Origin of the sequence: Dermatophilus congolensis (assembly GCF_900447215.1) — a bacterium.
In the GTDB taxonomy this organism is placed as follows: Bacteria; Actinomycetota; Actinomycetes; order Actinomycetales; family Dermatophilaceae; genus Dermatophilus; species Dermatophilus congolensis_A.
In genome coordinates, this window is sequence record NZ_UFYA01000001.1 from 459722 (window position 1) to 472668 (window position 12947).

A 12947-nucleotide genomic window follows, 5' to 3' on the forward strand; every position below is an offset into this window, starting at 1 on the left:
CACACCTACATCAGAGGCAGTAGTTATTTTTCTTGTGCTTCCGGAGTTTGAGGTTTCTTGATGCCTCCGAGAGCAGGCATCGTGGTGACTTCGCTTGTGGGTGGGGCAGTGATTGTGACGGACTTTCCGTACTCACTGAAGGTGGTTTCGCTCTTTGCCCCCGCGATGCCGATGTTCATCTTGTGAAGCTGCCCGTTGGCGTCCAAGAAGTAGTCATGCTGGTGCTTCTCGGCCCCTGCCGTTGGGTGTGCATGGGGTGCGCCGGTGGCCAGGTTCGCTGCTGCGTGAGGGTCGAGCTTCACTTTGTATTGGAAGACCTGGGTGCCGCTGTCATTTGATTGGCCGACGTAGGTGACGGACTGGATCGCGGCTTTCTGTGCTTGGAGTTGCTTGCTTAGGTCGAGCATGTCGGAGAGGTTTCCGCCGTTGGAGTGAAGAAGGTCTTCCAAGGGGGTTTTGATGTACTTGTCTCCGGTCAGGCCAGCTAGCTGTACGTAAACGTTTTGGTTGGCCATGATCATGTTCATGGTTTGCCCGCCGGTGGAGACAGTGCCTTTGAACTTGGGTTTGCCTTGCTCGCGTCCATCGACGTAGCCGTTCAGGGCCATTTCCGAGCCGGGCATGGTGGTTTTGGTGGAGATCTTGTAAGTCCCTGCCGCGACCATGCCTTTGTTAATCTTCTCGACGAAGGTGTCCTTATCGACGGAAGCGCCTGGTTGAGAATTGAACGGACCTCCTGCGCCCTGTGATTGCGCGGAGGATGAGTTGTTCTGGCCTGTGTTTCCGGTGTCGGACGAGCTGCCGCCGTTGCCGCAAGCACTGAGCGCAAGAGGCAGAACGAGGATCGTTGCCGCTGCGCGGAGCGTGAAACGCCGGTTCATGGAACTCCTTCAGGTCGGTGCCACGTATAGACGGCTGAATGTGTTGCTTGGCATGGCCAGCGTACGTTCCCGACCTCCTAAGTCGTGGAATCACTGCATACCGGATGTGTCGGCCCGCCCACCCCCAGAAAGGGTTGTGGATAGGCTCTCCACGTCGAAAGCCTTGCCAACGAGAGGAACTGCCCGGGTGTACGTCGCCAATCTCACCCTGCGTGGATTCAAGTCCTTCGCCTCGGCAACATCGTTCACACTAGAGCCGGGAATCACCGCAGTGGTGGGGCCCAACGGGTCAGGTAAATCGAACGTGGTGGACGCCCTCGCCTGGGTGATGGGGGAGCAAGGCGCTAAATCGCTGCGCGGCGGAAAAATGGAAGACGTCATCTTTGCCGGCACCTCAGGCCGCGCACCGCTAGGGCGAGCCCAAGTGACGATGACCATCGATAACTCCGATGGCGCATTACCCATCGACTACTCCGAGGTGACAATCTCTCGAACAATGTTCCGGGCCGGTAGCTCGGAGTACTCGATCAACGGCACAGCCTGCCGCCTTCTCGACATTCAAGAACTCCTGTCTGACTCAGGCATCGGTAAAGAAATGCACGTCATCGTCGGCCAAGGACGCCTCGATGACGTTCTGCGATCCACGCCGGAACAACGCCGCGGACTCATCGAAGAAGCGGCAGGGGTGCTCAAACACCGACGCCGCAAAGAAAAAGCACTCCGAAAACTGGAGACGATGGAGGTCAACCTCAGCCGCGTCGTCGACCTCGCAGGTGAAGTGCGTCGCCGTCTTGGTCCTCTAGGGCGCCAGGCAGAGACAGCTAGAAAAGCCGCCCTATGGCAGGCAGAAGTCAGGGACGCCCGCCTTCGCTTATATGCAGATGACTTGGTGCAGAAACAAGCCACCTTGACCCAGGAACAAGCCGACCACACAGCGCTACAAGCACGCGCTATCGAAGTCCAAGCCCAACTCGCACACGCCAAAGAAGCAGTTGTGGCAGCAACAGCGCGGGCAGGAGAAGTTACACGCGAAGCAGAAACACTCAACGAACAAACGCATCAACTGCAGGTACTGCGTGACAGGTTCGCCACCTACGGTCGGTTGGCAACAGAACGGTTGAACTCTCTACAACAGATGGAACGTGCCACGCACAACCACACGGGCAAAGACCCAGAAGCACTACGTGCCGAAGCACAAAAAGCACGCGAATTCGAACAAACTCTGACCGAAGAAGTCGAACAAGCGCGCAACGACCTAGAAACTATCCGAACAGAACGCAGCTCTGCCGAGCAAGCCCACGCCGAAGAAAGAGACCGTATCGCAGCTGTCACTAAAGCCCTTGCTGACAGGCGAGAAGGACTAGCGAAACTGGCTGGACAAGTAGCTGCAAAACAATCCCGCGTGGAAACTCTCGAATCACAGTGGGCCGCATCCCAGGCGCAGATCGAAACAGCAACGAAAAAAGCTGACGAGGCCGAGCAAGAACACCACGCTCTCCAAAAGCAGCTCTCAGCAGAAGAAAACGAATCCGACATCGAACGCCAGCTGGCTCGTGTCCGCGAAGAACACGCAGCGGCATTCCAAGCACTCAGCGAAGCCGAACAGCGCCACCGCCAAGCAATGAGTGAACGAGACCGCGCGCACGCCCGTTGTGAAGCATTCGAAATGGGACTGCGCAGCATGAGCGATTCGCAAGCTTTGCTAGCTCATGACGCCCCACCATCATGGGGAACCTTGGCATCCATGATCACCGTGAACAACGGGTGGGAAACCGCCATCGCAGCAGCTCTTGGCGCTGCAGGAGAAGCCGTCACATACCCGACGGTTGAACAAGCCATCGAGGGACTGACACACCTACGCACGGTAGGTGATGCCGGAGCAGCGATCGTGGTAGCCGACGACGAACTGCTACCAGCTGCTACACCAGAATCCGACTGTCCCGGAAAGCGAGCCATCGACCTACTCACTGCGAAACCAGATGTACACAGCGTGGTTGCCGCCCTGCTGGCAAAAACAGTCTGCGTCGAAACCGTTACTGAGGCCGTCGAATACCTGAGTGCCCACGCACCCTCGACACCACACCTACGTGTGGTTACTCGCGCGGGCGACATATTCGCACCCGGCCTCGTCCAGGCCGCCGGCGAGCCCGGTTCAAGCCGCATCGAAATCGCTGCCGCTCGTGATGAAGCCCACCGCCACCAAGAAGAAGCCTCTATTCGAGTAGAGCAAGCCGCCACAGTAGTAGCTGACGCCTCTTGCTTGGCCGAAACCCTGACCGATCGCCTCAAACATCTCACCGAAGAACTACGCAAAACAGACGCAGAGAAAGCAGCAAAAACAGCCAAACTCGCCGCACTGCAAGCAACCCTGCGAGCTGCTACCACCCAGGTGCAACAACTCACCGCCGCCGCTGAAAAAGCAGCATCCGCGCTCGCAGCAGACCGGGTCGCCCTCGAAGAAGTCCACGCCCGTCATGAAGCAGCCCTAGCTGCCCCCGAGACGGAGGAACCCTCAACAGAACAATTGGCTCGCCTCGAAGCTGCCGCATCAACAGCTCGAGCAGCAGAAACCTCCTGCCTGCTTAACCTACGAACCGCTGAAGAGCGCCTGCGCGCAAGTCAAGGAAGAGCAGACCGGCTCGAAGCCGCAGCCCGTGCCGAGGAAAATGCACGATCTGAGGCAGCTCGACGCCGCACCGTTCTGCAGAGCAAGATCCAAGCCACTGCCCTGCTGCGCGAAGCCGCTGAGCACAGCGTTGCCCGAATCACCACATCGATGGAGATCGGGACTAGCCGCCGTGATGGCATTGCCACCGAACGCCAACAGGTCGAAGAACACCTGGCCGCTGCGCGAGGCCGCACTGACCAACTTGCCGAAGAGCTACGCACCCTTACCGACACGGCACACCGTGACGAAATGGCGCGAGCTGAACTGCGCATGCGCATCGAGAATCTCCTCACCAAAGTGACCGAAGAGTTCGGCATTGGAGAAGATGTTCTCCTCGATGAATACGGCCCCGACAAGCTCGTCCCGCCGCTGGAAGTGGCTTCCGCTATGTCCACCGAAGCACCTGAAAATGCTTCGACTGCTGCTGAAGACTCAGGGAACACAGCAACACCGAGGAAAACCCGTCGCCGCAAAAGCGCCCAGATCCCCACCGAACCGCGCCCTTACGTCCGCGAAGAACAAGAAGCGATCGTCAAAGACCGAGAAAAGAAGCTCGCCAAACTAGGCAAAGTCAACCCGCTGGCCCTCGAAGAGTATGCGGCTTTGGAAGAACGGCATGCTTTCCTCAACGGACAGATCGAAGACCTGCGTGCTGGTAAACGAGATCTCCTATCGATCATCGCTGACGTTGATGACAGAGTACAGCGCGCCTTTATGGAGGCTTATGAAGACACCGCGCGCGAATTTGCTGGTGTTTTCTCCCGACTATTCCCAGGGGGAGAAGGACGACTAATCCTCACCGAACCGGACAGCCCGCTTACTACCGGTATCGAGGTGGAAGCTCGCCCGCCCGGAAAGAAAGTAAAACGACTGTCGCTGCTCAGCGGTGGGGAACGATCTCTGACTGCGATGGCGTTACTCGTCTCTATCTTCAAAGCCCGGCCGAGCCCGTTCTACATCATGGATGAAGTTGAAGCTGCTTTGGATGATGTGAACTTGGGTCGGTTGCTCATGCTCTTTGAAGAGCTACGTGAGTCCAGTCAGCTCATTGTCATCACGCATCAGAAACGCACCATGGAAAAAGCTGACGCGTTGTACGGCGTGACGATGCGTGGAGATGGGGTAACCCGAGTGGTCTCGCAACGGCTTCGGAATCAGCACGAATCACCAGCCGCAGATCGCGCCAGTGCGTGAGTAGTCCTCGTCGAGGCGCGCTGCGATAAGAAACGTGCCGACAAGTGAGACAACTACAAAGAAAAATCTGTCCGCTGCTCGCCGGGAGAACTTCGTTCACGACAGCGTGAAAAAAGGTCCTGGATGCGTAGGTGATGGGCTTGCCCGTTAACTAAGTAGCACGATCAATGAGCATGCAGTAGGCCTGTGAGCTAACCTTTTTCGGTTTTAAAGCGGCAGAGTTAGTTGAGGCCTAGCGACTATCTGAGTGCCGGAAAAGCTTGCGAACACCGCAGCTGTGGTGGGGGTCTGTGTCCCATTTATTGCCAAAGATGTGCCCGATCGTAACCGAATGTCGACACACTACATATCGCGAATTCGCCTCAGCCGTCGATGATGTAGTCATGGTGTCGCTCGTAATCTGGCTTCTGGCGGTGGCAGCAATAGGCACTTCAATCATGGTGATTGCCCTTCGATGGGCATCTAACTGCGGCAGAACACCATCCAAGGTGCATGTTCGCACTCAGGCACATAATGCCGCACGACGTAGAACTGCACCGGTGCGCACCGCTGACGAGAGGGAAGGTGACACCGGTCGCGGGCGACGGATATTCGCCGGTAGTAAGGCGCGTAAGCCAGCTGTCTGCGCAGCCCAGCTCGCGTGCGTTGAAAAAACTGAAATCGCCGTGAAGTCTTCTGTCGAGGTCAGCGCCAATAGTGAAGTGAACACCGAAAGCTGCGCGAACAGCGTGACTAAACCCGGCGAGCAGGCTGCGGCGCCGCTACCCAATAGCTCCGAACTCGGAAACGTTATTGACGCCCGCCAGCGGTGGAACGGCAATGTCCGCGCCGTCGACACCAACGCTCAGACAGCTACAGAGCACGAAGAAACTCCGACCGGGCTGCGCCGCGCCGAGTAAAGGCCCACCAGGCGATGCTCGCCTGGTTGACTGGTCCTGTGGATCAGATACTCAACGATTTCGGAGGAATTCTCCTCGCTGTCATCGGGGTGATCGTCATTGGCGTGGGGACGTTAGTCACGCTCCTCGGGCCAGGACGGCGCCGCCAAACCGAGCTCCCCCCAGCCAACACCGCACCGGAGCCGCCACAGCAACAAGACTTAAAACCTGTCGAACTTGAACAACCCGCGAATGCACGGGGACGAATACAGCAGTTACGTGTTCGCTTATCTCGGTCTAACTCGGCCCTTGGCCGTGGCCTCCTTACCCTCATCGCCGGGGGGCGCCTCGACGAGGAAACATGGCAGGACCTGGAAGACACCCTCATTGCTGCTGACCTTGGTCCCGAGGCCGCCTCCAGCATTGTGACTGCGCTACGGGAACGCGTTGCTGCTGAGGGCGCACAAGATGAGACAACGATCCGTGCTTGGCTTCATGAAGAACTCTTGCGCGTGGTTGATCCCACCATGGATCGACGTATTTCCAGTAGGCAAGTCGATGGCCGCCCGGCGGTCATTCTTGTTGTAGGTGTTAACGGGACAGGTAAAACCACCACCGTTGGCAAGCTTTCTCGTGTCATGGTGGCGGAGAACCGCAAGGTCACTCTCGGTGCCGCAGATACCTTCCGCGCTGCTGCTGCCGACCAACTCACAACATGGGGTCAGCGGGTTGGGGTGCCCACTGTTCGAAGTGACAAAGAAGGGGCTGATCCGGCTGCGGTTGCCTTCGAGGCGGTAAAAGCTGGTGCCGAAGCTGGTAGTGATGTCGTCATCGTGGATACAGCTGGGCGCTTGCATAACAAAACCAATCTCATGGATGAGCTAGGCAAAATTAAACGTGTCATCGAAAAGCAGAGCCCTCTCGATGAAGTACTGCTTGTACTTGATGCCACCACTGGTCAAAACGGCCTTGCTCAGGCTGAGGTTTTTGCCGAAGCAGTGAATATCACTGGAATCGTTCTCACTAAACTTGACGGGACAGCTAAAGGCGGCATCGTCGTAGCCGTTCAGCGCAAACTCAAAGTTCCTGTCAAGCTTGTTGGAATTGGTGAAGGTGCCGATGATCTTGCTCCCTTTGATCCGACTTCCTTCGTTGATTCCATCCTCGGACCAGACCCCGCCCGTAAGACCAACTTGCCTTCCTAGCAAGGCAACTCGTAATGCGGGGAATGTACCGGAGAAGCACAGCGGAATCACAGGATGAGCCTCTAACGTGGAACACGTGAGGGGATAAAAAGGGTGACAGCCCCGGCCGATCGGGCAATCGGCCGGGGCTTCTTTTTGCCATTTAGCGATGCGAAATATCTCTTACTGATGTCACCGAAAACACTTTTCCGCGACGCATACCAAGTACTTGAGTCCCCAAAAACACAAACACAACAGTCTTAAAACCCCGGTTCAGCACAATAAATGCCACTTCTACTGAATCTCACCTGTGCCATCACAGCAGTCACCACACCGAACAATCGGTCAGTGATGATGGATGGATGAGCCAGCACGGAGTCGGCCAGCGAATGGATCAACGCGTCACCGAAAAGCTGTCGATGACACCAGACCCACCACCGCAGAGGATCTTCCTCGCTGCCGGACTGCTCATCGCGGCTGGACTTCTCATGGCTGCCGCTGCCAGCAAAAGATGGTCTGCCTGCATAGGCAGTGACCTCACCGAAAAAACCTGCGGAGATCGCACAGGATCGGACTTTGATTTCTTTATCGTCTATCCCGTCACCGTTCACATTGCCCCCGCAGCATGGCTGTGCGGCATTGCCCTTGTCGCAGCCGCTGCCGCAATGGCCGCACTTCTCTACCGCAACTGCACTGTCAGCCGAGCCTGTGCCGCTATAACCGCAGTTATCCTGCTCTTAGGGGCTCTTATTACTTTCTGGGCAGCTCATACTGCCGTTCCGCAGCACATCGTTGCTTCCAACTTCTGGATAGACAGCTACCGATGGTGGGTATTTACCGTCGTCCTTCCGGTGACTGTATTCATCGCTCTATCTACCCGATTTTTCGCCCCCCTCGACTATGGGACCCGCCCAGTGCGGCGCCCGCCATCAGCTGCAGCACTTGCCATGTGGGGAAGCCTTTTCTTCACAAACCCTGTCCTATGTATTGCGGTGGCGGGATTCTTTCTCAGCGACGTTCATGGTGGAGTCACACCGTGGGCAGAGATGGTCTCGGCCCTAGCCTGCTTCGTCTCGGGGGCATTCGCGATCCTTGACGCCAAGCGTCATCAATACCGTCCAGTTGCCACATCTTGACCGCACCCATGTGGGTGCCGCCCCCGCCGGTCGAGTAGCCTGGGGCGGTGTTCAACTCTCTCTCGGATCGACTGACCGCAACGTTCACGAATCTGCGCGGGCGCGGCCGTGTGTCCGAGAAGGACGTCAACTCGACGATCCGCGACATCCGTATCGCCCTTCTCGACGCCGACGTAGCACTTCCCGTGGTGCGCGCCTTCACCAGCAACGTCCGTGAGCGCGCGCTCGCGGCCGAGGTTAATCAAGCCCTTAACCCGGGCCAGCAGGTTGTGCAGATCGTCCATGATGAGCTGATTGAAATTCTGGGGGCGCAGACCCGAGGGCTTCAGCTCGCTAAAAACCCACCAACGGTCATCATGCTGGCTGGTTTGCAGGGTGCAGGTAAAACTACTTTGGCGGGCAAGCTGGCGCACTGGCTTAAAGAGCAGGGACATACGCCGATGCTTGTTGCTGCTGACTTGCAGCGCCCGAATGCGGTGACGCAGCTGGAAATTGTGGGAGAGCGAGCGGGTGTGCCTGTTTTCGCTCCGGAGCGCGGGAACGTTGCTGGCTATGACGCTGCGGTGGAGTACGGCTCTGGCACGCGAGGGTATGGCGACCCTGTTGAGGTTGCGCGCCGTGGTGTTGAGGAAGCTAAGCATCAGCAGCGCGACGTAGTCATTGTTGACACTGCAGGACGTCTCGCTATTGACACTGAGTTAATGGCTCAGGCTCGTGATATTCGCGATGCTATCCAGCCAGATGAGACGTTGTTCGTCGTTGACGCCATGATTGGCCAGGCAGCTGTGGAGACTGCCCAAGCGTTCCTTTCTGGGGTGGACTACACCGGTGTTGTGCTCACCAAAATGGATGGTGACGCGCGTGGTGGTGCAGCGCTGTCGATTCGTTTCCTAACAGGTCGTCCCATCATGTTTGCCTCGACAGGCGAAAACATGACGGACTTTGAGGTTTTTCATCCGGACCGTATGGCCAGCCGGATCCTCGATATGGGAGATGTGCTTACTCTTATTGAGCAGGCGCAGAAGGCGTTTAATGAACGTCAGCAATCCAGCATGGCTCGTAAATTCATCGAAGCTGAGGACTTCACCTTCGATGATTTCTTGGAGCAGATGGCGGGCATCCGCAAGATGGGCTCGCTTAAGAGCTTGCTCAAAATGATGCCCGGTATGAATCAGATGCGTGATCAGCTGGATGCGCTGGATGAGCGAGAGTTTGATCGTGTTGAGGCGATGGTTCGCTCTATGACTCCCTATGAGCGCAGCCACCCGAAAGCTATTAACGGTTCACGGCGTGCACGTATTGCTCGTGGTTCGGGTGTGCATGTATCGGAAGTAAATGGGCTTCTGGAGCGTTTTGGTCAGGCACAAAAGATGATGCGCCAGCTGCGCAATGGTGGCGGCATGCCTGGTATGCCCGGGATGTCTGGTATGCCGGGGGCCGTAGGTGGCGGTAAGGGGAAGAAGAAGGGCAAAGCTGTCAAAGGCAAGTCCGGTAACCCTGCTAAGCGTGCACAGCAAGAGGCCGAGCTCAAAGCTAAGCGTGAAGCTGCCCGTCAGGCTGCTATCGATGCGGCTTTTGGCGGCGGCGCGGATGCTGAGACGACAATGGGAGCTCCTGGTGGGGCCTTCGGGGCTTTGGGAGGCGCTAAAAAGCAGCCGAGTGCCGAAGAGTTGATGAAGAACTTTGATCCAAACAAACTTCCGAAGAACTTCGGTGACTTTTTGAAGTGATCGGGTGAGGAACTTTCGCGCAGGCGCTGCTTTCTTCTCAGAAGAGCCGCGCCTGTGGCGTTTTCAGTGTTTTTTCTGGTCGGACATGGCTGCGCGAATGGCGTCGTCGTAGCTGGTGACTCCGCCAGGTGGTGTGCCGAGGTAGTCACGTATGTCGTTTTCTTTAGCGATGACATCGTGGACGAGGCTTCCCATAAGGGGGCGAGCTATTCCTGCGTCGATGGGGGTGACAAGGCCTACCCACCAGCTTGCGATGTCAGGTGTGAGCAGGGGGATGGGGAGCATGATGCGGGGAGTCAGTCTTGCTGCGGCTGCGTACCGCTTCATCATGTTTTCGTATGTGAGGATCTCGTCGCAGGCAATGTCGAAGGTGCGGTTTACATCGGAGGGAAGCGTGGCAGCACCGGCGAGGTAGTGCAGTGCATCTTTAATGGCGATGGGTTGGACTTGGTTACGTAGCCAGTTGGGCACGAGCATGAGCGGGAGTCGTTCAGTGAGATGTTTAAGCATCTGGTAGGAGACTGACCCTGCGCCGAGGACAACAGCGGCTTGCAGGCAGGCTGTGGGAACGGGGGAGTCGAGGAAGATCTGACCGACTTCAGCGCGGGAGGCCATGTGTTCGCTGAGGCGTTCGTGGTCGGGGTGGATTCCGCCGAGGTAGACAATTCGTTTCAGATGGGCACGTTCTGCAGCGTCGGCGAATGTGGTTGCCATTTTAACTTCTTGGGCACGGAAGTCTTTTGAAGAGTTCATGGAGTGCAATAGGTAGTAGGCGACGTCTGTGTCGGTCAGAGCGCGGTCGAGATCTTGGGGGGCTGCTGCGTCGCCTTCAATGATGGTGATGTTGTTTTTCCAGGGCCGATCATCCAGAGATGAGGCGTTGCGGGTGAGCACGTGAACGTGGTGCTTGTTGGCTAAGAGTTTTGGTACGAGTTCGCCGCCGATGTAGCCGGATGCTCCGGTGACAAGCACGTGGAGTGGTTGGGGCGTGTTGGTCATGTGGTTCACCTCAGGATCTGCAGTAGTGGGGGCAGGAGGAAAAGCATGGATCCGGACCAGCAGCAGTGCACGATGATTGGGCCCAGGATTCCTCCGGTGACGCGGCGTTGAAGTCCGGTGATGGTGCCCAGTAGTAGTGCGGCAAGGATGAGTAGAGGGATGCCGGAGGTTGCGGTGACGAGTACGTAGATGATGGTGCTGATGGCGACGGCGTGGCCTGGAGGTAGGGCGTCGTAGAGGGCGCCTCGAAAGTAGAGTTCTTCGCCGATGCCGTTGATGAGGGTGAGGAAGGCAACGATGAGCAGGTTGTTGCCGCTGGCATGGTTGAGCAGGTTGTCGACGGGGTTTCGAAGGGCTGGGATGTGTGCGATGGCTAGCGCCCCGGTGAGGAAGAGCGCGATGAGTATGGCGGCTAGGGTTAGAGATTGGATGATGGGGCTGCCAATAGTTTTTTTGCGTGTCCATGCGTGTCCGGCGTAGATGGGGCCGGAGATGGCTGCTCCAGCTACCCAAGTGAGGGCTAGTGCGAGAGTTGCCCAATGGAAGCTTGGGTCACCGGGTGGGATACGTAGGCTGATGGCCAGGATGCTGGTGCCTAGTGCCAGGGTGAGGGCCGCGGTGACGCGTCTGCGGGTGTATGTGGTGGGGGTGGGGTGGGTGTCAGGTACGGGGTTGAAGAGTGCAGCGTCGATGAATCGGCGCAATTCGCCCATGGGGTTCTCTCATGCGGTGGGGTCCTGGTGCGTTCTCGAGCGTAGACCTCGCGAGGGGAAGGGCTGCGTGTTTCCGTCGGGGTGTCTTTACGTGTGGCCTATTTAGTTGGGGTAGAGCGTTTTAGGGTGAACGGACGGCATTTTTCAGAAAGTGGGGTTCGGGGATGGCTGTGTCGGTTTTGTGGTTGCGCCGGGATTTGCGGATTGAGGATTTGCCTGCTTTGGGGGCGGCTGCTGCGGCCACCGATGGTGGTGTGGTTGTGCCGTTGTTTGTTTTAGAGACGCATTTGTTCAAGGGATGTGGTGCTGCTCGGTTGGCTGCACTGAGGGAAGCGTTAGTTTCGGCGCAGGAATCGTATGAGGGCAGGTTGTGCGTGCGTGTGGGGGATGCTGCGCAGGTGGTGCCTGAGGTGGTGCGGGAGGCTGGTGCGAGCAGTGTGCATGTGAGTGGGGAGTCCACGCCGTATGGGAGGGTCCGTGGTAAGCGGGTTTTGGAGGCGTTGGGTGAGGTACCGATGGTTGCGACAGGCACTCCGTATGCGGTTTCGCCGGGCAGGGTTCGCAAGAAGGACGGTACGCCGTACAAGGTGTTTTCGAGTTTTCATTCGGCGTGGCTGGATTGTGGTTGGGATCGCCCTTTTCCGGTGCCGCGAGGGCTTGATCTAGGGCATCGGTTGGATTCGGATGAGTATGAAGGGCTGTTGGGTGATGGGGATGGGCCTGAGGGGGTTGCGCATCCGGATGGATGGTCGCAGCGGTGGCAGGGGTTTTTGCAGGAGGGGATTGCTGAGTATGGGGATGAGCGGGATAGGCCGGGTGTTGATGGCACGTCGGGGATGTCTGAGCCGTTGAAGTTTGGTTTGGTGCATCCGCGGACGTTGCTGGCTGATGTGGCTGATTGTGCGGCTGCGGGTAGTGAGGGTGTGAGGACCTTTGTGAAGGAGCTTGCGTGGCGTGAGTTTTATGCGGATGTGTTGTGGCATAACCCAGATTCGGCGTGGCACGACCTGGGGGATGGGTTGGCTGGGATGGAATACGCGGATCCGCAGAAAGACGCGGTGACGGCGGAGTTGTTTGAGGCGTGGAAGGAGGGGGTTACGGGGTATCCGATTGTGGATGCGGGCATGCGGCAGTTGCGTGCGACAGGGTGGATGCACAATCGGGTTCGGATGATCACTGCGTCGTTCTTGACGAAGGATTTACACGTGTGGTGGCCCTATGGTGCGCGTTTTTTCTTGGAGCATCTGCGTGATGGGGATGTTGCTTCAAATAATCATAGTTGGCAGTGGGTTGCTGGTACTGGGACTGATGCGGCACCGTACTTTCGGGTGTTTAATCCGGTGAGGCAGGGGGAGAAGTTCGATCCGGATGGTTCGTATGTGCGTCAGTGGGTTCCTGAGTTGGCGCATGTGTCGGGTGGGGCTGTGCATATGCCATGGAAGGCGCCGGATGGGTATGCGTGTGGCTATCCGTTGCCGGTGGTGGATCATGCGCAGGAGCGTGCTGAGGCGTTGCGCCGGTATGAGGCTGCGCGTCGTTGAGAGGGCGAGTGGTGTTGGGTGGC

General features: G+C 57.6%; 9 protein-coding genes. 6 read left to right on the forward strand and 3 right to left on the reverse strand.

The features are described from left to right. Positions 1 to 23: 23 nt before the first annotated feature. Complete coding sequence (locus tag DXZ77_RS01930; RefSeq protein WP_115029538.1) at positions 24 to 881, reverse strand: hypothetical protein; 858 nt, start codon at positions 879 to 881, stop codon at positions 24 to 26. 187 nt (positions 882 to 1068) lie between these two features. Here DXZ77_RS01930 and smc point away from each other — a divergent pair, with 187 nt between their 5' ends. The 5 genes from smc (at position 1069) to ffh (ending at position 9671) form a co-directional block, all read left to right on the forward strand. Then, complete coding sequence (smc, locus tag DXZ77_RS01935; protein WP_181815992.1) at positions 1069 to 4743, forward strand: chromosome segregation protein SMC; 3675 nt, start codon at positions 1069 to 1071, stop codon at positions 4741 to 4743. A 539-nt stretch (positions 4744 to 5282) separates the two neighbouring features. Further along, positions 5283 to 5642, forward strand: coding sequence for a hypothetical protein (locus tag DXZ77_RS01940; protein WP_115029542.1), 360 nt, complete (start codon positions 5283 to 5285; stop codon positions 5640 to 5642). A gap of 26 nt (positions 5643 to 5668) precedes the next feature. After that, a complete protein-coding gene (ftsY, locus tag DXZ77_RS01945; RefSeq protein WP_258553074.1) occupies positions 5669 to 6826 on the forward strand; it encodes a signal recognition particle-docking protein FtsY in 1158 nt (385 codons plus the stop codon). 341 nt (positions 6827 to 7167) lie between these two features. After that, positions 7168 to 7941 (forward strand): hypothetical protein, encoded by a 774-nt coding sequence (locus DXZ77_RS01950; protein ID WP_147279159.1) that lies wholly within the window; start codon positions 7168 to 7170, stop codon positions 7939 to 7941. A 47-nt stretch (positions 7942 to 7988) separates the two neighbouring features. Next, positions 7989 to 9671, forward strand: a complete 1683-nt coding sequence (gene ffh / locus DXZ77_RS01955) for a signal recognition particle protein (RefSeq protein WP_115029548.1) — start codon at positions 7989 to 7991, stop codon at positions 9669 to 9671. 63 nt (positions 9672 to 9734) lie between these two features. On the opposite strand, the gene DXZ77_RS01960 is transcribed toward ffh, so the two are convergent. Next, complete coding sequence (locus DXZ77_RS01960) at positions 9735 to 10670, reverse strand: NAD(P)H-binding protein (RefSeq protein WP_115029550.1); 936 nt, start codon at positions 10668 to 10670, stop codon at positions 9735 to 9737. Between the two features lie 5 nt (positions 10671 to 10675). Next, complete coding sequence (locus DXZ77_RS01965; protein WP_115029552.1) at positions 10676 to 11383, reverse strand: CPBP family intramembrane glutamic endopeptidase; 708 nt, start codon at positions 11381 to 11383, stop codon at positions 10676 to 10678. Between the two features lie 164 nt (positions 11384 to 11547). On the opposite strand from DXZ77_RS01965, the gene DXZ77_RS01970 reads away from it, so the two are divergent. Beyond that, on the forward strand, positions 11548 to 12924 hold the full coding sequence (locus DXZ77_RS01970) for a cryptochrome/photolyase family protein (protein ID WP_115029554.1): 1377 nt from the start codon (positions 11548 to 11550) through the stop codon (positions 12922 to 12924). Positions 12925 to 12947: the final 23 nt, after the last annotated feature.

What these genes read in the sequence shown, in the direction of transcription:
- DXZ77_RS01965 (WP_115029552.1), bottom strand. Translation starts at nt 11,383, where the DNA reads ATGGGCGAATTGCGCCGATTCATCGACGCTGCACTCTTCAACCCCGTA.
- DXZ77_RS01930 (WP_115029538.1), bottom strand. Translation starts at nt 881, where the DNA reads ATGAACCGGCGTTTCACGCTCCGCGCAGCGGCAACGATCCTCGTTCTG.
- DXZ77_RS01950 (WP_147279159.1), top strand. Translation starts at nt 7,168, where the DNA reads ATGAGCCAGCACGGAGTCGGCCAGCGAATGGATCAACGCGTCACCGAA.
- DXZ77_RS01970 (WP_115029554.1), top strand. Translation starts at nt 11,548, where the DNA reads ATGGCTGTGTCGGTTTTGTGGTTGCGCCGGGATTTGCGGATTGAGGAT.
- DXZ77_RS01960 (WP_115029550.1), bottom strand. Translation starts at nt 10,670, where the DNA reads ATGACCAACACGCCCCAACCACTCCACGTGCTTGTCACCGGAGCATCC.